21 protein-coding genes are annotated in these 23,003 nt (G+C 62.4%); 2 read left to right on the forward strand and 19 right to left on the reverse strand.

Annotation, left to right across the window (positions count from 1 at the left end; translation table 11 throughout):
* From PMX60_RS04285 to tmk, 9 genes are all read right to left on the reverse strand, one after another.
* On the reverse strand, positions 1–1,080 hold the full coding sequence (locus PMX60_RS04285; protein ID WP_271747015.1) for an NAD(P)-dependent oxidoreductase: 1,080 nt from the start codon (positions 1,078–1,080) through the stop codon (positions 1–3).
* A gap of 98 nt (positions 1,081–1,178) precedes the next feature.
* Positions 1,179–2,132, reverse strand: coding sequence for a DegV family protein (locus tag PMX60_RS04290; RefSeq protein ID WP_271747016.1), 954 nt, complete (start codon positions 2,130–2,132; stop codon positions 1,179–1,181).
* A gap of 79 nt (positions 2,133–2,211) precedes the next feature.
* Positions 2,212–2,796: a ribosome hibernation-promoting factor, HPF/YfiA family gene (gene hpf / locus PMX60_RS04295; protein WP_271747017.1), complete on the reverse strand. Its 585-nt coding sequence runs from the start codon at positions 2,794–2,796 to the stop codon at positions 2,212–2,214.
* A 317-nt stretch (positions 2,797–3,113) separates the two neighbouring features.
* On the reverse strand, positions 3,114–4,139 hold the full coding sequence (locus tag PMX60_RS04300) for a substrate-binding periplasmic protein (protein WP_271747079.1): 1,026 nt from the start codon (positions 4,137–4,139) through the stop codon (positions 3,114–3,116).
* Positions 4,140–4,871: 732 nt separating this feature from the next.
* Positions 4,872–5,981 (reverse strand): hypothetical protein, encoded by a 1,110-nt coding sequence (locus tag PMX60_RS04305; RefSeq protein ID WP_271747018.1) that lies wholly within the window; start codon positions 5,979–5,981, stop codon positions 4,872–4,874.
* Between the two features lie 10 nt (positions 5,982–5,991).
* Positions 5,992–6,798 (reverse strand): ComF family protein, encoded by an 807-nt coding sequence (locus PMX60_RS04310; RefSeq protein ID WP_271747019.1) that lies wholly within the window; start codon positions 6,796–6,798, stop codon positions 5,992–5,994.
* Positions 6,799–6,900: 102 nt separating this feature from the next.
* Complete coding sequence (locus PMX60_RS04315; protein WP_148346313.1) at positions 6,901–8,601, reverse strand: PSP1 domain-containing protein; 1,701 nt, start codon at positions 8,599–8,601, stop codon at positions 6,901–6,903.
* Positions 8,592–9,719, reverse strand: coding sequence for a DNA polymerase III subunit (locus PMX60_RS04320; RefSeq protein WP_148346314.1), 1,128 nt, complete (start codon positions 9,717–9,719; stop codon positions 8,592–8,594). The genes PMX60_RS04315 and PMX60_RS04320 overlap by 10 nt, the downstream gene beginning before the upstream one ends.
* A 1-nt stretch (position 9,720) precedes the next feature.
* On the reverse strand, positions 9,721–10,404 hold the full coding sequence (gene tmk / locus PMX60_RS04325) for a dTMP kinase (protein WP_271747020.1): 684 nt from the start codon (positions 10,402–10,404) through the stop codon (positions 9,721–9,723).
* Positions 10,405–10,643: 239 nt separating this feature from the next.
* Here tmk and PMX60_RS04330 point away from each other — a divergent pair, with 239 nt between their 5' ends.
* The gene (locus tag PMX60_RS04330) at positions 10,644–11,627 is read left to right on the forward strand and encodes a zinc ribbon domain-containing protein (RefSeq protein WP_271747022.1); all 984 of its coding nucleotides are present in this window, start codon (positions 10,644–10,646) and stop codon (positions 11,625–11,627) included.
* Between the two features lie 142 nt (positions 11,628–11,769).
* Here the strand turns inward: PMX60_RS04330 and PMX60_RS04335 are convergent, their stop codons facing one another.
* The 7 genes from PMX60_RS04335 to PMX60_RS04365 all read right to left on the reverse strand — a co-directional run bounded on the left by PMX60_RS04335 (position 11,770) and on the right by PMX60_RS04365 (position 18,719).
* Complete coding sequence (locus PMX60_RS04335; RefSeq protein WP_271747023.1) at positions 11,770–14,346, reverse strand: DNA topoisomerase I; 2,577 nt, start codon at positions 14,344–14,346, stop codon at positions 11,770–11,772.
* A 54-nt stretch (positions 14,347–14,400) separates the two neighbouring features.
* Positions 14,401–15,084 carry a hydrogenase nickel incorporation protein HypB gene (gene hypB, locus PMX60_RS04340; protein WP_022093858.1) on the reverse strand — a complete coding sequence of 228 codons (684 nt, stop codon included), beginning with the start codon at positions 15,082–15,084 and terminating at the stop codon, positions 14,401–14,403.
* 54 nt (positions 15,085–15,138) lie between these two features.
* Complete coding sequence (hypA, locus tag PMX60_RS04345) at positions 15,139–15,495, reverse strand: hydrogenase maturation nickel metallochaperone HypA (protein WP_022093859.1); 357 nt, start codon at positions 15,493–15,495, stop codon at positions 15,139–15,141.
* 6 nt (positions 15,496–15,501) lie between these two features.
* Positions 15,502–16,293, reverse strand: a complete 792-nt coding sequence (gene tatC / locus PMX60_RS04350; protein ID WP_022093860.1) for a twin-arginine translocase subunit TatC — start codon at positions 16,291–16,293, stop codon at positions 15,502–15,504.
* Positions 16,293–16,895 (reverse strand): twin-arginine translocase TatA/TatE family subunit, encoded by a 603-nt coding sequence (locus PMX60_RS04355; RefSeq protein WP_271747024.1) that lies wholly within the window; start codon positions 16,893–16,895, stop codon positions 16,293–16,295. The genes tatC and PMX60_RS04355 overlap by 1 nt, the downstream gene beginning before the upstream one ends.
* 153 nt (positions 16,896–17,048) lie before the next feature.
* A complete protein-coding gene (locus PMX60_RS04360; protein WP_117746092.1) occupies positions 17,049–17,363 on the reverse strand; it encodes an STAS domain-containing protein in 315 nt (104 codons plus the stop codon).
* 51 nt (positions 17,364–17,414) lie between these two features.
* On the reverse strand, positions 17,415–18,719 hold the full coding sequence (locus PMX60_RS04365) for an aspartate aminotransferase type Ic (RefSeq protein WP_271747025.1): 1,305 nt from the start codon (positions 18,717–18,719) through the stop codon (positions 17,415–17,417).
* 149 nt (positions 18,720–18,868) lie between these two features.
* Here PMX60_RS04365 and PMX60_RS04370 point away from each other — a divergent pair, with 149 nt between their 5' ends.
* The gene (locus PMX60_RS04370) at positions 18,869–19,123 is read left to right on the forward strand and encodes a hypothetical protein (RefSeq protein ID WP_022093864.1); all 255 of its coding nucleotides are present in this window, start codon (positions 18,869–18,871) and stop codon (positions 19,121–19,123) included.
* 86 nt (positions 19,124–19,209) lie between these two features.
* Here the strand turns inward: PMX60_RS04370 and nhaA are convergent, their stop codons facing one another.
* The 3 genes from nhaA to PMX60_RS04385 form a co-directional block, all read right to left on the reverse strand.
* Complete coding sequence (gene nhaA, locus PMX60_RS04375) at positions 19,210–20,568, reverse strand: Na+/H+ antiporter NhaA (RefSeq protein WP_271747026.1); 1,359 nt, start codon at positions 20,566–20,568, stop codon at positions 19,210–19,212.
* A gap of 267 nt (positions 20,569–20,835) precedes the next feature.
* Complete coding sequence (locus tag PMX60_RS04380; protein WP_271747027.1) at positions 20,836–21,759, reverse strand: manganese-dependent inorganic pyrophosphatase; 924 nt, start codon at positions 21,757–21,759, stop codon at positions 20,836–20,838.
* Between the two features lie 147 nt (positions 21,760–21,906).
* Positions 21,907–22,860 (reverse strand): ROK family protein, encoded by a 954-nt coding sequence (locus tag PMX60_RS04385; RefSeq protein ID WP_271747028.1) that lies wholly within the window; start codon positions 22,858–22,860, stop codon positions 21,907–21,909.
* Positions 22,861–23,003: the final 143 nt, after the last annotated feature.

Below are 23,003 nucleotides of genomic sequence, written 5' to 3' on the forward strand. Positions count from 1 at the left end.
CTACTCCTCGTGATGATGGCCGCAGCAGCACTCGTGGCCGTCATCGTGGCCGTGACCGCCGCAGCACTCGTGGTCCTCGCCATGGTGGTGACCACAACCGCACTCGTGGTCGTCGGCGTGCTCGCCGCAACCGCAGCCGTCCTCGTGAGCACCGTGCTCCTCGGGGCGATACTGCGACCAGTCCAGACCGGCGGCGATGGCGTCGGCCTCCTCCTTGTAGAGCACCGTGATGGCCTGGGTGCCCAGCTTGGCGCCACCGATGGCGTCGAGCATGTCGTAGAGCGTAAAGGCCACGTCGGCACCGGGCAGCGCGAGCTCGCGGTCGTCGGCGTAGGCGAGCGCCAGGCGCAGGTCCTTAATGAAATGCTCGACCATAAAGCCGGGCTTGTAGTCGCCGTCGAGCGCCTTGGGCGCCAGGCTCTCCATTGCGCCGGACTTGCCGGTGCCGCCCAGGATCATCTCGCGGGTCTTTTCCAGATCGAGGCCGCTCAGCTCGGCAAATGCCATGGCATCGGCCATACCGACCATGCAGGCGCCCAGCGACACCTGGTTGGCGAGCTTGGCCGCCTGGCCCTTGCCAGCGCCATCGAAGCAGCAGATGTTGGCCGCAAAGGTGGCAAGGATGTCGCGAACCGGGGCGATGTCGTTCTCGGTGGCACCCACGATAGCCGTGAGCGTGCCGGCGATAGCACCCGACTCACCGCCGGTGACGGGGCAGTCAAACGCCATGCGGCCGGAGACCTGGGCGGCCTCGGCAATGTCGCGGGCGAGCTCGGGCGAGCTCGTGGTGAGGTCGATCAGCACCGCTCCCGGCTTGGTGCAGGCCAGCAGGCCGTCGCCCGCCAGGTAGAGTTCCTCGACCTCGGAGGGATAGCCCACCATGGTAAAGACGACATCGGCGCTTGCCGCGGCCTCGGCCGGCGTGTCGGCCCAGACGGCGCCGCGCTCGACGAGTGTGGCGGCCTTGGACTTGGTGCGGTTGTTGACCGTGACGGGATAGCCGGCGTCCAGGATGTGACCGGCGATGGGGGCACCCATGATTCCGGTGCCGATGAATGCGACGGAGAGCTTGTTTGCCATGAAACCTTTCCTTTTGGGTTGGGTGTTGTTACCAGGTTAAGTACTCGGCGCCAGCGTTTGGGCCGTGACTTGAGGGCGCTTGCGACCGCAACGCCTGCCTACTCGCCGCGCACGCGGCGCGCGATGCGATCGGAAAGCGAGGCCTTGTCGGCGCGGTTCTTGCCCCAAAACGCACAAGCCACCATGCCGGGGCCCACATGCGAGCCGATGGTGGGGCCCACGGAGCTGCGAATGATCGTGACGTCGGCGCAGCCCTCCTCCTTGCGGATGGCGGCTTCGAGCCAGTCGCCGTCCTTCTCGGCATCGGCCGTCATGATGGCGATGGGCATGGTGCGATCGGGCACGTAGTTCTCGCGGAACGACTTGAGGATGGACTTGAGCGCCTTCTTGCGGCCGCGGTTGACGCCGATCAGCGACAGCGAGCCGGCCAGGTCGTAGGAGAGCTCGGGCTTGACATCGAGCTTTGCCGTGAGCTGCGCCGCCGCGGGCGGAATGCGGCCGCCGGCAGCCAGCGCGTCAAAGCTCTCGAGCGTAAAGTAGCCGTGGACGTAGGTCTTTGCCTCGTTTGCCCAATCGACCAGCTGCTTGGCGGTCAGTCCCGCCGAACGCTGGCGCACGGCCTCGAGCGCCAAGAGCGCGCCGGTCGCGCAGGGCAGAGCGTTGTCGACCACGTACAGCTCAAAATCGGGATACTCGGCGCGCACGGCGTCCGCCGCCTGGCACGCGGAGTTGTAGCTCGACGACAGCGCCGAGGTAAAGCACAGGTAGACCGTGGGCGTACCTTCTTTGGCACACTCGGTAAAGAACTCGATATAGCGACCGAGCGACACGGCGGAGGTAGACACGCGAGCGCCGGCGCGCATGCGGTCGTAGAACTCTTTGGGCGTGATGCTCGACCAGATATCGTCCGTGCGCTCTTCGCCATCGATAATGAAGGGGAAACCCAGGATATCGACATCGAGGTTCGCAGCGACCTCGGGGCTAAAGTCGCAGCAGGTATCGACGACGATGCGGCAACGGTTCGAATGACCGGCGGATGCGGCCTTGTCCATCAAAGCGACTCCTTACGTAAAAAGGCGGCCACCCGCATGGGATGGCCGCCAACCGTTAACTCATGCAAGTTAACGTATTTTACTCGTCAAGTGTTTCGATTCGGGGCTTGATGATGCCATATCCACCATTCTTACGGTGATACACCACATTGATGAGGCCAGTCGTCGCGTTCTCGAACACGTAGAAGTCGTGGCCCAGCAGATCTGTCTGCACCAGCGCCTGCTCCTCAGTCATCGGGGTGACGTCGATAATCTTCTCGCGGACGAGCAGGTCGTCCTCTTCCTCGGGCAGCAGCAGGTCGGCCAGATCCTCAACGCGCTCGACCGGTGCGACATCCGCGGCGCTGGCACCGCCCTGGCGGTTGTCCACGACCTTGGTCTTGAACTTGCGCAGCTGGCGGGTGACCTTATCGGCGGAGAGGTCGATGGCGGCGTACATATCTGCACCGTGCTCGGCAACGCGAATCACCGAACCGCGGGCACGAACCGTAACCTCGACGATTGCCGGGTTGGGGTTCGAGGGGTTCTTCTCATAGCGAAGTACAACGTCGACCGTCATGGGCTCGATATCGAAAACCTTGAGCGCCTCGCCGATCTTCTCATCCACATGCGCACGCAGAGCATCGGTTACCGTCGTCTTGCGTCCAGAAACCTTGATATCCATACGTGGCTCCAATCTGCCTCGGGGACTTACTGTACTGGCTATGTACCCATTGCCGTGCATTTAATCACGCGGATTCCTAAAGACCCGAATAACGATTGCTTGATACCGCATACCGAAGTCTCGCACTTTTCCATGGCAAAGTGCGCTATAGGAGGGAGCCGACAGATTTGTATTTGGTCCCGAAAATTGGCTTTGACCTGCTGGTTTTATAGGGATGAAAAAGCCGGGCTCCCCTATTGGGGAAGCCCGGCAGTGCATGTTGAAACCGTGAAGAGGTGTCCTTTCCAACGTATAGGAGACACCACCCCTGGCAATAACTAGCTATTGAGTTTGTTAATGTCATCGTCAGTGATGGTGCCTTCCTGGCTGGACGATTTGTCCTCGGAGGATGCGGTCTCATTGTTGGAATCGAAAGACTCGCTGCCGGAGGACGTGGTCTCACTGGACTCAGAGTCGCCCGGTTGCACGTTAGCGCCCGAAACCGTCTTAGTGGTGAGGTCGTAGGGAATCTGACCGTACCAGACGCAGTGAACCGCCTCGAGCGTACCGTCGACCGTGATGTCGTCGAGGGCATCACTCACGGCACGGCACAGTTCGTCATTGGACGAGAGGCCCGCAACACCAAGCGTCGAGGGCGCCTCGAGCGCACCGACATAGGAGACCTCGCTCATCAGGCGTGCAAGGTAGCCGCCGGCCGTGGAGTCGCAGACCACATAGTCGACCTCGCCGGACTCGAGCGCCTCAAAGCACTCGTTGATGTTGGAGTAGGTCTTTTGGTTGGCGGTGATGCTCTGCTTAGCAAGCGCCTCCTGCGAGGCCGAGGACATCTGAATACCCAGAGTAGACGTGTTAAGGGTATCGGTGGAAACGCTTAGCGACCCACCATCGCTGGTTTTACCGAACACGGAAGCGGCATCGTACAGGCAGGTGCCGAGCGAGCTAACGTCCCCGTCCGTGGAGTTGATCTCGCCGATAAAGATATCGGCCTTTTTGTCGCCGAGCGCGGAACCTGCCGAGGACGCATCGACAAAGGCGACCTTAAGGCCCATGCGGCTTGCGAGGGCGCGGGCGGCGTCGACCGCATATCCCGTGAGCTCGCCGTCGGCGCCCTGCATGGCCTGCGGCGCCTCGGAAGTATCGAGGGCAACCGTCAGGGTACCTGGAGTGACCAGGGCATCGTCCGACACCGTAGGGGTAACGGTCTCGCGCTCGATCTGGTCAATCGTAGGCGTCGTGAACGTGGACAGTGGATTGAACGCGCATCCGCTCAAACCCAATACGGCAATGACCGCCGCGGTCCCAGCACCTAACCGAGCCGCGTGCATCAAGCTGCCCCTCACCATGTCCACTACCCTGCCTTCTGTGTCGTATACAATCCGTGCGTTGCGCGGAATAACGGGTGTTCCCACCAGCTGACCTGGTATTTGACCCCACACTTGCGCACCGGGGTGTTTGCTCGGGAGGCCATAGCCACCTTCACGACTGGCCCGCTCGCCCGCGAGGCGGTATTGCCCCAAAGAAAGTAGAACGGACGGTGCGGCTTACATCTAGGACGCGCCATGATCGCGCCGCGCGCACGCGGTCGCTTACGTGGATCCCTTTGACCGCGTCTGTCTTGGACTAGGATGGATATTTCGTCCGTCCGCAACCACAGCCTGGCAGGAACGTAGCGCATTATAGCTAAGTTCAAGCTAAAGTTTAAGGTTAGGGGCGTCATTCGCACCGTGAGCACAGATTTTGCAGGTCGGAGCGGACCATTCGTGCCCCCCATGAAGCCCGGAGCTCCCCTACGGGGAGCTCCGGGGCACCCGTCTCAGGGTGCCGTGGCCAAAAAATAGCAAATATGAGTACTGTTACCAATTTTGTAACAGGCAATTTTGGCCTCTCGGACAGATTTTGCGCTTAGTGTCGCCAATCTGATGCTTAGTTATTCTACGTTTGTTTATTATCTTCTTTCTTTACGCCGCCTCCGAGTCCTAAATTCTTTGATTTTGCTGTTACTGATTTAGTGACAGTACTCATATTTGCCATTTTTTGGCCAGGGCATATGATTAACCCCCTATTTTTGACGCGAATTATACCGGCTTAAGCCCAAAACACGCCCGCAGCGTGTTAAGCAACGCCTCTTGCTTCTTCCTGCGGGCATCGACACGATTCCGGTACCGCTTTCGCATACGCTGGTGGATGCGCCATGCGAGTGCCTCCATTGCCTCCATGTCGCAGAGCATTTCGTTGTTGACCGTCGCGACCTCGATTCCCATAGTAATCAAGCCCGTGTTGCGTTTTTCATCATGGATACGCCCCCTCCGGGAGGAATGACCCAGCTCGCCGTTGTATTCCAGGTCAAACCGGGCTGCCTCCTGATATGCATCGCAAACTGCATGGGGCATCCCCGAGATTGCCTGCGCGCGGTCATCGAACTCGATCTTGTAGTCGGTCTTAAAGGGACCGCAGGCAAATCCGCCATAGGAAAACGGAAGCGAAAACATGGCAAGCATGATGCACTCCATGGGTGAGCGCAGGTTTTCCGACAGATAGGGACACAGCCGCCGCAGTTGTTTGGCCGCACTCCCCTTGCATGCCGCGAGGTAATCTGTCAGGCGATCGGGCGTCAACACCGGCTCGACTTCAAAGTAGCCCACGTCTGCCGGTTGGTCCTTGTCCTTTACAAGTCTATTCGCAACAGGTGAGGTGTAGGGAGGCAGATACTTCCCGCGATCGCTCAGTGAAATCTTGGAACACAGTTCCTGGGCCAGGGCAAACGCCTGGATACAGCCGACCTCGCGGGCGACGGCAACACAAAGGGCCTCGGGAGATAGGCTGTACACCCCCGGTTCCACCTCTAGAATCGAGCCGGCAGGCAACCCGGAACACACGGACCAGCCCACGCCAGGCATGCGTCGGCGCTGCGCCGCAGATCCCACCAGCAAGCACAGATCTTCTTGCACCTCGCCGCTTTTGGCTCCAATTCGCACCAGGTCGGGAAGATAGATATCCTCGGTCGAAGGCGATGACGTACACAGCACGCGGCGCTCTTCATCGGGATTAAGGTCTTTCCAGCTGATATAGCCCATCTGCCGGCGCTCGGCGCGCATCATGCGCAGCGCTGAAGCACCTGTTAGGATTACGGAAGCCGCTAGCTGTTCGCCTGTCGGCTCGTTGCGCCGCTCAATCTTCACTGCCACAAAACCACCCCTACCAAACACGTGCGATAGCAAGGCCATCGACTGCCGCAGCGCCGGCACGCTTGAGCTCCGCCGAGGCTGCTGCCATGGTCGCGCCCGTGGTAATGACATCATCGATAAGCAGCAGGCGGCGGCCGTGCACGTCCTCAACCGTCTCGTACATGCCTTGGGCACGCTCGCGACGCTCCTCGCGACCGAGTTCGCGCTGGTCGACATGCCCGTACTTGACGAGGGCATCGAGCAGAGGAACACCCGACAGCTCGCAAAATGGGCGCGCAATGGCCTCCATATGATCAAAGCCACGCCGCCGAAACGCTGCCGCCGTCGCAGGCACAAACACCACCGCATCCGCACCGGACAGCACACCTCCTAAGCGTTCGGGCGCTACGACCTGGGCATGCAGGGCGGTGTCGTAGAGCAGCTCCGCCAGATACGGCGCCAGGCGTCGCTCGCCCGCGTCCTTGTACGCTTTAATGATGCGCGGCAGCGGCTGCGCATAGACGGCGCACGCCAGGCAGCGGTCGAGCGCCTCCGCCATTGCCGAGGACGTGCCCTCGACCGAACACTCAGTGCACAGCAAATCCCCAAACGGGGCGCCGCATCGGGTACAGCTATGACGTGGGTCGATGAGCGCGAGCGCGGCCAGGCAGTCTTGGCAAATAAGCGCACCGGCGCGCTCGCAGCCGGCACATCGTGTTGGCGACAATGTCTCGAGTGCCTCGCGTGCCGCCCGCTCGGCAAACGGCAGCAATTCGTCCGCAAACGGTAGGGCGCCGGCACCCTGCAGACGGCTCAATTTGTTCAGATGGCTCTTCAAGACACAACCCTCCCTACGTTCGGTCGCAGGGAGGGTTGTTGATTCAGCGCTATGGTACCCCGACGCGATTGGGGTAAGGCGGGTTAAATCCGCTCGCGGGCGTTATTCGCCGGCGGGCGGTTGTGGTGCGGCCGAAGACGGGGTCGAGCCCTCGCCACCATTCTGGCGCGACTTGCGGGAACGGCGACGGCGACGGCGCTTTTGACCCTGGTCGGCCGAGCCCTCGCCACCGCGATCTTCGCGCGACTCGCGCTCGTCGCGAGCGGCGCCACGCGAAGCCTTGGCAGCCGCTCCCCCGCCATCTCCGGGACGACGGCGCGTGACCTTGACCTCGCCATCCGAGACCTGATCGGCAACGGAGGGCACTGAGGGCTTCTGTTGCGTGCCCGAGGAATGGCGACGGCGCGGACGCGGCGCGCGCTCATCCTCGCCACGTGACTTGCCGCCCTTGTCGGCAGGCGCATCGGAACCCGAGGGACCCTTGGAAGCGGCACCAGCCTCGCGAGCAGCTGCGGCGCGGAAGGCATCCTCGCGCTCCTCGCTCGACAGGTGACGGCGGCGACGGCGCGTGGGGTTCATGCCACCGCCGCGGTTTTGCTGCTGAGGCTGCTGAGTCTCGCGCTCGCGGGAGGAGTTCTTGCCTGCAGCTGCAGCCTCGCCGACATCGCCCGAGCCCGCGCGCTTGCGACGACGACGGCCACCGGCGGCCTCCTCGGCCTCGGGCGTTGCGGCATTGCCGCGGCCCTTTCCGCGGCCACGGCCCTCGCCCTGACCCTGACCGGCGCGAGCATCGGATTCAGCATCGCGACGACGGCGCTTGGGCATCGACGTGCCGGCCAGACGGTCGGCACTCGACAGGCCATCGCCCACGTCGACGCCGTTTTCGCGATCGAGCTCCATGAGCGCCAGGCGCATCTCGGGCGACTCGATGCGCTCGAGCACGTCGCGCGTCACGCAGTCGGGGCGGCAGTTGCAGCCCTGCTCGGCGGCCTTCTTTTTGCAACCCTCCGAGCACGTCATATCGGCTAGGTTGACCTTAAAAACCTTGCCGTTCTCCAGGCGCAGCACCAGCTGCTCACGCGGCGTGTCATATTCCTGAATACGCGCCTTGCCGAGCGGCGTATCGATGAGCGTCTTCTTTTTGGGCGCACGGCTCTTAAAGTCCTTGTACGCCTCGAACTCATAACGCAGGCAGCACATCAGGCGGCCGCACACGCCGCTGATCTTGGACGAGTTGAGCGGCAGGTCCTGCTCTTTTGCCATGCGAATCGAGACGGGCTCAAACTGTCCGCCAAAGCGCGTACAGCAGAGCTCCTGTCCGCACTGGGCATAGCCGCCCACCAGGCGGGTCTCGTCACGCACGCCGATCTGGCGCATATCGACGCGAATGTGCAGCGTCGAGGACAGGTCCTTGACGAGCTGGCGAAAATCGACGCGCTCCTCAGCTGCAAAGTAGAACACGGCCTTCTCGCCGCCAAACAGGTACTCGACGCCCACCGGCTTCATCTCGAGGTCGAGCTCCTTGACCAGGCGGCGGAAATCGACCATGGCCTCGTCGCCCTGGATGGCCAGGTCATCGGCAAGCTGCAGGTCGATGGCGCTCGCCACGCGCAGCACGGGCTTGAGCGGCTGACCGATCTCGTCTTGCGGCACCTCAAAGGGATCGGCCGTGACCAGGCCGATCTCGGTTCCGCGCTCGGTGGAGCAAATGGCATAATCGGCCTCGAGGATATCCAAATCCTGCGGATCGAACCACAGGTCGCGCGAGGCGTAGGTAAACTTAACGGGTACGACTAACGGCATTTCAGTGCCTTCCTGATATCGAACAGCATGACCTCGATGGCCAGCTGGGGAGTAACGTTTCTGGCGATGTTGCGCTCGGCGGTCGCGACTGCCTCGAGCGCCCGGGTGGCACCCGCAACATTGGTCGCGGCGGCAAGCCGACCGATCGTGTCGCGCACGTCTTCGTTCACCACGTCGGCTGCCTCGTCCTGAAGCGTCAGCAGCACGTCGCGCATGAGCGTCCGCGCGCTCGCCAGCGCTTCCATGATACCCGAACGCTCGCGCGCGTTGAGTTCGCGCTTGTTGCGGTCCTCAAGCTGCTTCAATGCTCCACGCGACAGGTAATCGGCGTTTTGCTCGAGCACCTTTTCCTGCGTGGACTTGACCTCGGCGAGCGGCGCCTTAACGGCGACGATGAGCGACTTGGCACGGCTGAGCACGTCGGCCTCGTCGGCGGCGATAAGCGAATCGATGGCGCGAACCATCTGACGGCGGGCGTCCTGGCGCTCGGCGCTCTTGAGGAACTCGATGCCACGCGTGGGGCTTCCCGCTACGGCGACGGCCATGCGGCAACGCGCAGGGTCCTGACCGGTGGCGCGGCTCACGGCCTGCGCGGCGACGGCGGGCGATACCAGCCGAAACGGCACGCACTGGCAACGACTCACGATAGTGGGCAGCATCACGTCGGCCGAGGTGCCCAACAGGATGAACATGACGCCCTCGGGCGGCTCCTCGAGCGTTTTGAGCAGCGCGTTGGCGGTGTTGGCGCGCAGCTGCTCGGCACGGTCGATGATGTAGACCTTTGCCTTGGCGCGGATGGGCGCCAGCGGCACGTCGTCGAGCAGCTCGCGGGTCTGGGCGATGAGGTAACCCGTGGCGCTCTCGGGCGTGCAATAGTGCACGTCGGGATGCGTATGCCGAGAGACGCGCACGCAGCTGTCGCATGCGCCGCAGCCGTCCTGCTCGCACAGGAAGGCCTGGGCGAGCGCCCACGCGGCGTCGAGCTTACCCGCGCCGGGCGCGCCCAAAAACAGGTAGGCGTGCGATGCGCGACCGCTGGCGACGGCATTGGTCAAAAAGTCGCGCACACGTTCCTGGGTGTCAAGCTTGGCCAGCAGACTTGCCTGAGCGGGGGCCATGTTACTCGGCCTCCTTGGCAAGCGCGGCGGCAACGGCTTCCCGCGGAATGTCGAGACCGTACGCGCGAACCTGCTCGACCGTCTTCCCGAAGACTTCCTCGACGGTCGTAGTGGCGTCGATGAGCTTTACGCGGTTTGGCTCCTCGGCAGCAATGGCGCAAAATCCCTGATAGACACGCTCTTGGAAGGCCATGCCCTTGGCCTCCATGCGGTCGGCCACACCACGGGCGGCCATGCGCAGCGCCGCCTGCTCGGGCGTGATGTGGTAGACGAGCGTGAGCGCCGGGTGCGTTCCCGCGACGGCCAGGCTGTTGGCATCGCGCACCATCTGGCGATCGAGGCCATCGGCAAATGCCTGGTAGCAGGTCGTGGAATCGTAGAAGCGATCGCACAGGACCACCTTGCCGGCAGCGAGGGCGGGGGCTATGACCTCGTGCACCAACTGGGCGCGCGCCGCCTCGTAGAGCAGCAACTCGCAGGTATCGCCCATCGCCGTGTTGGCAGGGTCGAGCAGCAGGGCGCGAATCTTTTCGCTGATGGCAGTGCCACCCGGCTCGCGCAGGCTCACAACCTGGTAGCCAGCGAGTTCGAGCGCGCGGGCAAGCAGGCGCGCCTGCGTGGACTTGCCGGCGCCATCGACGCCCTCGAGCGTGATAAAGCTATGTTGAGCGGGCTCAAAAGCCATGGGCGCAGCCCCTTCCTACAAGGCGCGTAAATGCAGATATATCAACCAAGCCATGATACCCCAGTGCTCGGCGCGTCCCCAATGGCTAAAGGTGCCTTTCCAAAGTTGCGGTGAAATAGGGACTGATTGAAACTCTGAGACCGCCAAACAGTCCCTATTTCACCGCAACGTATGATGGGGATTTTTGGATGCTGGGTATAATCGTCGTATTGCATTGAAATGTGGCGAAAGGAGTGGCAATGTCTCGGTATTGCGCCTCGTGCGGCAAGCTTCTTGCAGATAATGCCAAGTTCTGCACCTCGTGCGGTGCACCCGTTGAGCAAACAACCGCGAGCGATAGCCAGCCCGCTTTTGAGCAGACCGGCTCCCTCGATACGCCGCAAGCCAAGGCGGACGACCCCCTCGCCTATCGCCCCGACCCCGCCGCAAGCCCCGCGGCCGTCGAGACCACGCAGCGCATACCCGTCGCGAGCGGCTCGCCCCAACAGCAGCCGGCTCCCGCATACGCGCCCGCTTCGCCACAGACCCCCGCTCCCAAAAAGAGCGGCACCGGGCCGCTTATCGCCGTTATCGTTGTGCTGGCGGCGATCATCATCGCCCTGGTCATCTTCTTTGCAATCAGACCGTTCGACAACGCCACCACGCAGACGACTGCCGAGGTAGCTAAGCTGCACCATGACGTCGACGACGATGACCTAAAACCTCTCGGCGATCCCAACAGCCTGTACGACGATGATGACGATGACGACGAGGATGGCGGCGAAGCAACGCTCTCCGAGCAGAACCTCTACCGCCGACTGAGCGAATACTACGACCTGCTCGAAGATCTCGACAGCCAGGTCCGTGGCTGCGCGCAGAACTTCAACGGCAACTATCTGGAAGAGGATCGAACCACCCGTCAAAATCTCGCCGACGTCGCCGAGCGCACGGAGGACACCATCGAGCAGTATTACGACATCGTCGAGAACCTGGACGTCCCGACGAGCTCCAAGAACTGCAGCTCCTGGAAGGACATCATCGCCCTGTACGACGACCTGGATCACCGCATTGACGCAATCTGTGATGCCTGGGAGATCAGCCTGAAATACGCCAAGCCTGCGGACCACAAGAATGAGATTGTGGCGCCGCTGTCGCGCGACAACGTGGCGGGCACCAATGACAATAAGTACCGCCTAGACTTTGAGGAGCGCTATCCCGGCGCCAAGCCTGTCGAGGTGAACTAGCGCTTTGTCGTTCCCGAGCCGGCAGTTAGGGACGTTCCTAAACTGCCGACAGAAAAGGAACGTCCCTAACTGCCGGTCAAAAAAACGAGCGAGAATCGCGGGGTCCTCGCTCGTTTTTTAGGGCAATGTTTCGACTGTGCCGTTACTTGTCGGCGGCTGCTTTCTTGGCAGTCGACTTCTTCGCGGTCGTCTTCTTGGCGGCAGTGGCTTTCTTAGCCGTCGTCTTCTTTGCCGTGCTCGCCTTGGTTGTGGTCTTGCGGCCGCGGACGGGCTTCTTCTCCTTGGTCGGGCAGTCCATGTTCACGCAGATGCGCCACGGTCCGCGCGCCGTGTTGACCACCACTATGGGAGCGCCGCACTCGGGGCAGGTCTCACCCGTCGCCTCGAGCTTGCCGCGCGCCGGCAGCGGATAGCTCACGCCACAGTCATCGTAGTTGGTGCAGCGGATAAAGCGCTTGCCGCTCTTCTCGCTCTTGTGCGCGATCAGGTCGCCATGACGTCCTGCCTCGGCGCACACCTTGCACTCGCCCACCTTAAGGTCTGGCTCGTAGTTGGTGGGGCACGTGGGGTTCACGCAAATCTCGAAGGCCTTCTGGCGGAACGGCTGGCACTTAATGCGCGGCGCGCCGCACTCGGGGCACACGGCCGCCTCGCCCTCGAGCGGGCTTACCTTGACGCCGCTCGGCACCGGATAGGTCACGTCGCAGTCGGGCCAGCCCATGCAGCCGATAAAGCTGCCGCGGGTCTTGGCGCTCGTCTTCATAACCAGGTCCTTGCCGCACTTGGGGCAGGCACCCACGCGCGCATCGGCCGTGACGGCGTCGCTGATGGCGTCGCCCAGCTCCTGCGTATGCTTGAGTAGCTCGTCGAGCACGCCGGCCAGCAGCGCGCGCGAGTGCGTCACGACATGCTCTTCGGTATCCTCGCCGCGCTCCACGCGGGTCATATCGCCATCGAGCTCGCTGGTCATATCGGGGCTCGTGATGCGCGGGGCAAACTGCGTCAGCGCGTCGATGATGGCGATGCCTAGCTGGCTCGGCTCAACGGGATCATTTTTGAGATAGCGCACGGCGTACAGACGCTCGATGATGCTCGCGCGCGTGGACTTGGTACCCAGGCCGCGCTTTTCCATCTCCTGAACGAGCTTGCCCTGGCTATAGCGCGCGGGCGGCTCGGTCTGCTTGGCCTCGAGCTTAATGTCAAACACGTCGACCGTATCGCCCTGCTCCAGCGGCGGCATCTGCTCGTCGCGCTTAAGGCCGTACGGATAGGCCTCGCGGAAGCCAGGGGTCACGAGCACGTCGCCCGAGGCCACGAACGGCTCGCCGTTGACGTCGAGCTCGAGCTTGGTGTTCTCGATGGTCGCGGGACCCATAAGCGTTGCCAGGAAGCGACGGGCGATGAGGTCGTAGAGCTTGCGCTGGCCGCCGTCGAGCGTGGATGGGTCGCCCTCGCCCGTGGGATAGATAGGCGGGTGGTCGGTGGTCTCGACCTTGCCGCGCGTGGGCTTCATGGGACCGGCGAGCACCTTTTTGCAAACGGGCGCCAGCGCCGGGTTGATCTTTGCCAGGTCGCTTACCACGGCGCCCAGATCGAGCGTCGCAGGGTACACGGTGTTGTCGACACGCGGGTAGCTGATAAGGCCCGCCATGTAGAGGGACTCGGCGATGCGCATCGTACGCGCAGGCGAGATGCCCTCGGCCGCGGCGGCAGCCTGCAGCGAGGTGGTCGCAAACGGCGTGGGCGGCTGCTGCTTGCGCGAGCGTTTGGTCACCGCGGCGACGGTTGCCGTCGTAACGCCGTCGACATGGCCGTACGCCGTCTCGGCAGCATCCTTGTCGGTAAAGCGTACCGTCTTGTGCGCAATCTTAAAGCGGTCGTCCTCGGCAGCACCCTGCGCGGCACCCATACCGCGGATCTGCCAATAGTCCTCGGGCACAAACGCCATGCGCTCGCGCTCGCGCTCGACCACCAGGGCAAGCGTCGGCGTCTGCACGCGGCCGGCGGAACGCACGTTGCCAAAGCCGCCAAACTTGGCGAGCGTCAGGTAGCGCGTGAGCACCGCACCCCAAATGAGGTCGATGTGCTGACGGCTCTCGCCGGCGTCGGCCAGGTTCTGGTCGAGCGAGACAAGGTTATCGAAGGCCTGCGTGATCTCGGCCTTGGTAAACGAAGAATACTGGGCGCGGGCAACCGGCAAGTCCGGCGCAACCTCGCGCACCTTGTTGAGGGCGTCCGAACCGATCAGTTCGCCCTCGCGATCGAAGTCCGTGGCGATGATGACGCTGTCGGACTTTTTGGCGAGGTTCTTGAGCGAGCGGATGAGCTCCTTCTCAGCCGGCAGCTTAATGACGGGTGCCCAGGTGAGATAGGGCAGGCTCTCAAGCTTCCAGCCCTTGATGGAGATGCCATCGGCAAGGAACGGCTTACGCTTGGTGTCGTAAGGCGGACGAGCCAGGCCATCGGGCATGTCGGCCGGCAGCATCTCGCCGTCCTCGGTAACCGAATACCAGCCCAGCTTTTTATCGAACAGCACGCTGTCGCAAAAATCGGGCGCAAGGATGTGACCGGCCAGGCCGATGGTCACGCACTCCTCGCCCTTCCACTCAAAACGGTAGATGGCGGTGTTGTACACCTTATCCTTTTTGGGTTTACCCGTGGACAGACGCTCGGCGATCTGACGCGCGGCGTCGTTTTTCTCGGCGATGATGAGCTTCAAAAGAGGCTCCTATCTCGTATCTCTGCGGCTACGCCCGCCCGTATGGCGGCCGACTTACGCCCTTGCTTGCTCAATCTGCCCGATGAGCCAATCGCACCAGGCATCCATGCCCTCGCCCTTGCGCGCGCTGACGGAAAACCGCGGCGCCTGCGGATTGAGGTCATCGAGTGTCTTAGTATACCTATCCATGTCAAAATCGAAAGCCGGGGCCACATCGACCTTGTTGAGCAGCTGCGCGCCGGCGTGCTGAAAGATGCCCGGGTACTTGATGGGCTTGTCGTCGCCCTCGGGCACCGAGAGAATCATGATGGACAGGTTTTCGCCCAGGTCAAAGTCGACTGGGCAGACCAGGTTACCCACGTTTTCGATAAAGATGACGTCGATGTTTTCCAGACCCACGGCCTGGTCGAACGCGTCAACGGCCTCCATGATCATGTTGCCCTCGAGGTGGCACAGGCCGCCCGTGTTGATCTGGATGGCAGGCATGCCGGCTTCCTTCATGGTGATGGCGTCGACGTCCGAGGCGATGTCGCCCTCGATGACGGCGCAGCGCAAGCCGGCCTTGTCGCGCAGGCGCTCGTTGGTGCCCAGGATCGTAGTGGTCTTGCCCGAACCGGGACTCGACAAGACGTTGATCACATAAGTGTTTGTCTCATTAAATCGTTGACGCAGTTGATCTGCCAGGCGCTCATTGCGCGACAGAATCGGCGACGCGATATCAATCGTTTTCTCGACCATACTTAGCGCTCCTTACTTCTACCATTTATACCCCGTCCCCAGGTTGCTGGCGGGCTAATCGTCGGGGGTCTCGATCTCGATACTTGCGATGTCGAGTTCGCGGCCGTGCAGCAGACGCACGTTGGCGCCGCCACACTGGGGACAGCGACAATGGAAACGGTCGTGATCAAAGACCTCGCCGCAGTCCAGGCACTCGCTTTGTGGATGGACTTCCTCCACGGCAAGCTCGCAGCCGCGCGTGAGCGGGTCCTCGTCGCGAAACGTCTCCCAGGCAAAGTCGAGCGCCTCGCGCACGACCTCGGTCATATCCCCGATACGCAGCGTTACCAAAACGGCGCGCGAGGCCCCCGCCCCACGCGCCGCGCGAATCACTGTATCGAGTATGCCGTTGACAATGCCAACCTCGTGCATACCGATTTACTCCTCGTCGTCCTCATCGTCCGAGAACAGGTCCAGACGACTCACAAACAGGCCCTCCTTGCCCTCGCGCGCGGTAATGACCACGCGAGCGATGGCAAGCGAAATCTCGTAGAGCGAGAGCAGAGCGCCATACATGAGGCCCAGCGTAACGGGCGAGCCGTCGGGCGTAATCACAGCCGATCCCACAAGCAGGCCCACGTACACGTAGCGCCAGGCGCCGCGGAAGGCCGCGTAGGACACGATGTGGAAGACGGACAGGTAGAAGATGATGAGCGGCAGCTCAAACGCCACACCAAAGCCGATCATAAAGAGCAGCTCCATGTTGACGTAGTTCTCCAGATCGGGCAGCGCCGTGGCGACGGCCGAGGTCTCGCCGATGAGCCACTCAAAGCCTGCCGGGATAATGATGAAGTAGCAGAAGATGGCACCCAGGAAGAACAGCACCGTCGAGGCGAGTACCGTAGGCACGACCCACTTGCGCTCGTTGGGACGCAGTGCCGGCAGGAAAAACGCCAGAATCTGCCAGATGATCATGGGCGTGCACATGACCACGGCCATCTTGATGGCCAGCGAGAAGCGCAGGCCAAAGCCGCCGAGCGTGGTGGTGATGTAGAACTTACCGTCCGGCACAAACGAGCGGATGGGATCTTCCAGGATATCGAGCACCACGGGCGTGGCGAAGTACAGCACGATAGCGGCGGCAAACACCGACACGACCACGATAGTCAGACGGCGACGGAGCTCTCCCAGGTGATCGAAGAGCGGCATACGCGCAGGTCCGATAGGCATTACTCATCGCCTCCCTTCGGGGTGTCGGCGGCAGCGGCCTCGTCCTCGTCCTCGTCCTCGGCCTCGAGCTCGCGAGCGAGCTGGTCGACGACGGCCTTGCGCTTGCGGGGACGACGGGCATAGAGGTCGGCCGTCGTGGGCTCTGCCGGCTCAGGCTCGGGCTCCGGTTCTGCAGCAGGCTCAGGCTCGACGACAGGCTCAGCGGCAGCGGCAGGCTCGGCACCCTCGGCCTCGGACTCCTCAGCAGCACCCTCGCCCTCGGCGGCAGCCTCGCTCGCGGCCTTCTCGGCAGCAAGACGGGCGCGACGCTCGGCAAAGGTCTCCTTCTTGGCGGGCGCTGCCGTCTCGGCGGCATCCTCGTCCGCATCGGAATCGTCGTCGGTCGCAGCAGCCTTCTTGGGCTTGACCGGGGCCGAAGCGGCCTCGCTCACCGGATCGATAATCTCGGACTGAACAACGGCCGTCATCTTTTCCTGCGTCTCGCGGAACTGACGGATGGCACGGCCGATCGTGCGGCCCATCTGCGGGAGCTTATCCGGGCCAAACAGCAAAAAGCCGAAGACCACGATGATCGCGAGCTCACCCTCTCCAATACCAAACACACATACCTCCAAGGCTCGATGTGAGTCGAGCCCGCACCGCGCCATTCGGCCGGAACTCGTCTATTCATTCGGTCAAGTATAGCGCCCGGACGCCAAAACGTCCGAGCGCATCACAAACATATGCCAAACGGCACGCCCTTTTGGGGGCAAAGATTATGCAGCGGTGATCGAAATCTCTTGGTCGACACCCAACAGCTGAACCACGCGCATCACCGGGGGCTGCACATTGGTGCAGCTAAAGCGCTTGCCGTGGTCGACCGCGTGGTGTGCGGCGCCCACGAGCACGCCAATGCCCGTCGAATCGATGTAGCTCACCTGGGCAAAATCGAGCTCAACGGCCTCAGTGGGCTGCTCGAGCGCCAGGTCGATGGCATTGCGCAAGCTATCGGCGTTAGAGATATCGATCTCGCCGGCCACCTTAATGGTGTAGAGCTCTGGCGTGGGGTTGGTGGAAATACCCAAATCCATGTATACGCTCCTTTACGTATCGAAAGTGCGGATAGTACGGGAAGCCGCGCGTTAGGCGCGCTCGGCACGCGCAAGCTCGGCAGCGACGAGCTTAACAGCCAGCACCAGCACATCGAGCGCGGCCTCCAGGTCCTCGACCGTGGGATAGCTCGGCGCGATGCGGATGTTGGTGTCGCGCGGATCCTTGCCATAAGGCCAGGTGGCACCAGCCGGCGTGAGCTTGACGCCCAGGTCGGCGCAGAGCGCGGCGACCTTCCGGGCCGAGCCCTCGGGACCATCGAAGCTTACAAAGTAGCCGCCGCGGGGGTGCGTCCAGGTGGCGCAGCCCGTGTCGCCCAAGCCCTCGGTGAGCTTTCGCTCGACAGCCTCAAAGCGCGGGCGCAGGAACTCGGCATGCTTTTTCATGTGCTCCTTGACCGCCTCGATGGTGGGAAGGAAGCGCACGTGACGCAGCTGGTTGAGCTTATCGGCGCTGATGAGGCCGGCCTTCAGGCGCTTGGAGAACTCCGCGATAACCGCGGGGCTCGCACCGATAAAGCCGATACCGGCACCCGGGAAGGTGATCTTGGACGTCGAGGCGAATGCCACCACGCGGTCCTCGGTGCCCGCCGCGCGGGCAAGATCAAAGATGTTGGCGAGCTCGTCGGTCTCGTCGTACAGGTCGTGCACGCAGTAGGCGTTGTCCCAGAAGATGCGGAAATCGGGCGCGGCCGTGTGCATCTCGACCAGGCGGCGCACGGTGTCCTCGCTAAAGGTGATACCCGTGGGGTTGGAATACTTGGGCACGCACCAGATGCCCTTGATGGAATCGTCGGCGGCAACGAGACGCTCGATCTCGTCCATGTCGGGGCCGTTGTCGGTCATCGCGACGGGGACGTTCTCGATACCCAGGTCGGCGGTGATGCCAAAGTGGCGGTCGTAGCCGGGAACAGGGCACAGGAACTTGACCTTCTTGCCGTCATGCGCGGCCTCGTAAGCCTCCCAAGGCTCGCTGCCGCACGAGCCGCAGCGCCAGAACATACCGGCGATATCGTGCTCAATCAGCAGGCTCGATGAACCCAGCACGAGCGTCTGCTCGGCGGGGCAGCCCAAGAACCCCCCTGCCAGCTTGCGTGCCGAGGGAATGCCCTCAAAGCAGCCGTAGTTGGAGCAGTCGACATTGCCGTCGTGCAGATCGGCATCGGCATTGAGGATATCGAGCATGGGTCGAGAGATGTCCACCTGGGAGGGCGACGGCTTGCCGCGGGCCATATCGAGCGCCAGGCCCTTGGCCTTGACCTCGGCGACCTCGGCTTTGAGCACCTCGATGGCGGCATCGAGTTCGGTGGTTTCCATCTTCTGGTAGATCGTCTGCATGGGTGCGACCTTTCGCGAAGCGGTACGTTGCAGTTCGTCTAAGTATAGACCGCCACCGCCGCAAGGGTATGAAGCCGTGATAGATTAAGTCCATCGCAATAAATTACGAAACGCCGCGCATGCCGGCGTGGGGCGCCCAAGGAGGCACTATGGAGTACGGATCGTTCCAGGCCGAGGAATTCGGCGACCTGCAGCGCCTGGTCGACGGGCTGTTTTATGACCGCCACGCCATCGACCGCCTGGATCTCATCGTGCAGGCCGAGATCTTGGACCTCGCGCCCGACCTTATGGAAATCGTGAACCTTTTGCCGCCCGGCTACTACGACCGCCAATCGCTTTGCGACCAGCTCAACTCGGCCCTTGCCGCCCACGGCTGGGGCGCCGTCTACGGCACCGTGGAATAAGCCTAGTCATTTAAGAACGTCCCCAATGACTAAAACGCCGCTTGTGATGGTGTTCACAGGCGGCGTTTTCAAACTTGTATGTGCTTTTACTCGCCCTTGGGCGCGGGGTGTTTGCAAACCACGCTCATGTAGATCATGCCGAGCACGGCAGCGGTGACCGAACCGGCAAGAATGGCAGCCTTGGCGGCAAGAACCTCAAACTCGGCCGTCGGGAAGGCAAGGCCGCTGATGAGAATCGACATCGTAAAGCCGATGCCACCCAGAATGCCCACACCGGCAATCATGTGCCAGTTGACATTGCGCGGCAGCTCGCAAGCCTTAAGCTTGACTAGGGCAAACGTCATGCCAAAGATGCCGATCGGCTTGCCCAGCAACATGCCAAAGTACACGCCGAGCGTCACCGGGTCGGTGAGTAGCGTGCTCATGTCCACGCCCACCAGGCGAACCTGTGCGTTCACGAACGCAAAGATCGGCAGGATCACAAAGTTGACCGGCGTGGAGATCAGACGCTCCATGCGGATGAGCGGCGGGGTCACGCGGTGCATGACGCGCTCGACCTTGGTGGTCGAGACGGTAAAGTCATGCTGACCCAGGATGTGCGCCTCGTCATCGTAGCGGTCATCGAGCAGCGGCAGGCACTCCCCCAACCAATCGGTAAGGCTGTCGAGCTTAACACCGCACTTGGCCGGGATGGTAAAGGCCAAGATGACGCCAGCAAGCGTGGCATGTACGCCGCTCTTGAACATGCAGAACCACAGCAGCAGACCCAGTACCGAATACGGGGCAAGGCGGTAATGCTGCGTCTTGTTGAGCCACACGAGCGCGCAGGTCACAAGCGCGGCGGCGCCCAACCAAAACGGATTGGGGCTCTGGCCGTAGAAGATGGCGATGGCGGCGATGGAAATGAGGTCGTCGGCGATGGCGAGCGTCGAGAAGAACACGCGCACGCCGTTGGGCACGCGATTGCCCAAAAGCGACAGCACGCCCAGCGCAAAGGCAATATCGGTTGCCATGGGAATGGCCCAGCCGTTGTGCGCGCCGGCATGGTTAAAGATCAGATAGATGCAGGCGGGAACGACGACGCCGCCCACGGCCGCCAGCATGGGAAGCATAGCCTGGCGCGGGTTTTTGAGCTCGCCAACTGTCATCTCGTACTTGAGCTCAATGCCCACCAACAAAAAGAAAATCGCCATGAGGAAGTCGTTGACGAAAAGCTCGACGGTGAGGCCAGCCGTCAAATGCCCCAGACCCACATACAGCGGGGTCTCCAAAAAGTGATGGATGGCCTCGTAGGCATCGGTATTAGCGCAAATGACGGCGGCGATGGCGGCGAAGACCATGACGGCGGCGGAAATCGTGCCGTTCTCGGCGATGCGCTCCCAGATGTCGTGACGTTCAAAGCGCTTGCGCTCGCGAACGTTGAACAGCTGCTCAGTTGCTGCCATGGGCGGCTCCTTTCACGGGATGGCTCCCGTCTTAAAAAAGCACGGCCCGCCCAAGTGGCGGCGCCGCGCTCTAACGTATTACGCTTGCATCTAGCCTACCCTGCACGACAAGCACGCAGGCGTGGCCGAAAAGCGGAACCACAGGTTGAACATTATTTGCTCAACGGCACGGGCACGCCTGTCCAAGAGACGACGCGGCGCCGTGCACAAAAAACGACCGGAGCGCGGGGCGTCCGCGATCCGGTCGTGGCGTTTGGTCAACTAAACCTAGCAGGCGGCCATGATGGGAGCAGCAACCTGCTTCTTACGGGAGAGGACGCCCGGCATCCAGACGCCGTCGTGCTCGTCGGCAATGCCCAGGCCCTTCTGAGCAGCCTCGGTCTCGCCCTCGAGCAGGACCTGCGAGCCTTCCTCCATGATGTCGGTGATGCACAGGACAATGCCGTCAGCACCCTTCTCGGCGGCGTAGGCGCGCATGGCCTCGCGGATCTCGTCGATCATACCGAGCGCACGGCTCTTGTCGACGGTCTCGTACTGGCCGATGAGCAGCTTCTTGCCGGCGGGCTCGAACATCTTGATGTCGTTGCCAACCATCTCGGCTGCGGTGAAGGAGCCGGACGGGCGGGTGAGGAAGACCTCCATGCCAAACTTGACCGGGTAGACGCCCACCTGCTCGCCGAGCTTGGCGGCGACGGCGCGGTCGACATCGGTGGTAGTGGGGCTCTTGAGCATGAGCGTGTCGGTCATCATGGCCGAGAGCAGCAGCTTGGCCTGAACGTCGGAAAGCTCAACGCCGAGCACGCCGGCGAGCTTGGTGACGATGGTGCAGCTGGAGCCCCAGGGCAGGCAGATGTAGTGCAGCGGGCCGGCGGTCTCGAAGTCGCCGATGCGGTGGTGGTCGACGACGCCAAAGACCGTGGCGTCCTTAAGACCGGCGACGGACTGGGCAGACTCGTTGTGGTCGGTGAGGACGACGAGCTGACCGGCCTCGACGGACTCGATCACGCGGGGCTCGGCAATGCCGGCGTCGGCGAGCAGCTTGGCGGACTCGGCCGGAAGCTGACCAAGGGCGCAGGCCTCGTAGGTGTTGCCGGCATACTCAACCTGGTTGAGCAGCTGGGACAGGACGACGGCGCTCATGATGGCGTCGTTATCGGGGTTCTGGTGACCAAAGACAAGAACGTTTGCCATGGATATCCTCCACTTGATATGTGTACTTGGACGAGGCTATGGTAGCACGCTGGCGCCGAACCTTATGAGACGCAAGGGCCGCGGCGCAATTTGGGGCGAGCCTGGGGGCGAAGTCTGCCCCCTTGTACCACCGCCCTCCTGCACCGACTATTTACCGGCGGCGCGCAGGGCTACGTAGGCGGCACCGATGATGCCGGCGTCGTTTCCGAGCGAAGCGACCTTAATGGGCGTCTCGTGCGAGGCAGAGAGCGCGTACTGCTTAAAGTGCTCGCGAACCTTGTCGAGATAAACATCGGCCGAAGCGGACGCGCCGCCACCGATCAGGAACATCTCGGGGTCGACCACGTTGGCGATAAGCGCCAGGGCGCGGCCAAGGTAGTCGGCCATGGTGTCGGCTGCGGCCAGCGCGAGCTTGTCGCCCTCGCGGCAGGCCTGGAACACGTCCTTGGAATCGGAGGGGCCGGTGAGCTCGATGGGCTCGACGCCCGCCTTCTTGCACTCGGCAAGGTAGTTGCTCACCACGCCGGTGGCGCTGGAATACTGCTCCAGATGGCCATGGCCGCCACAGCCGCAGGTGCGCTCCTCGGCCGGGTTCAGGCACATGTGGCCAATCTCGCCGCCGGCGCCCACAACGCCCGATACCACGTCGCCGTTAACGATAACGCCGCCGCCCACGCCGGTACCGATGGTGACCATCACCACGTTCTGCACGCCCTTGGCAGAACCGAGCCAGGCCTCGCCCATGGCAGCGGCGTTGGCATCGTTCTCATACTTAACGACCGCGTCGGGGCAGTGCTTCTGAATGGCGATCCTCAGCTCGGGCAGGTTAATGGCAATGTTGGCCTTGACCTTGGCATCGCCCGACGCCGGGATGGGGCACGGAACGGCCAGGCCAATGCCCGCCGCAAAGGCACGCGGAATCTGGGCCTTGGCGACCACCTGGTCGATAGCCTCGGTCACCGCGGCAAAGCCCGCAGCGTCAACGATGGGAGGCGTGGGCACGCTGGCCTTGGCAAGCAGGTTGCCGTCCTCGTCGAACAGGCCCTCCTTAACCGAAGTGCCGCCGACGTCGATGCCGATGTAGTACTGCTTAGGTTCCATGGGAGCCCACCTTTCTCGTTTAAACATTGCCTGTATGGTACCGCTCCCAAGGCAAAAACCTACCAAAAAGGGACAGGTTTATTTTGGCAGGTTTTATCTGGGGAAACGCAAATGGCTGCCCAACAGGCCGCGCAAGACCATCC

The organism is Collinsella aerofaciens (genome assembly GCF_028206995.1).
GTDB lineage: Bacteria > Actinomycetota > Coriobacteriia > Coriobacteriales > Coriobacteriaceae > Collinsella > Collinsella aerofaciens_AQ.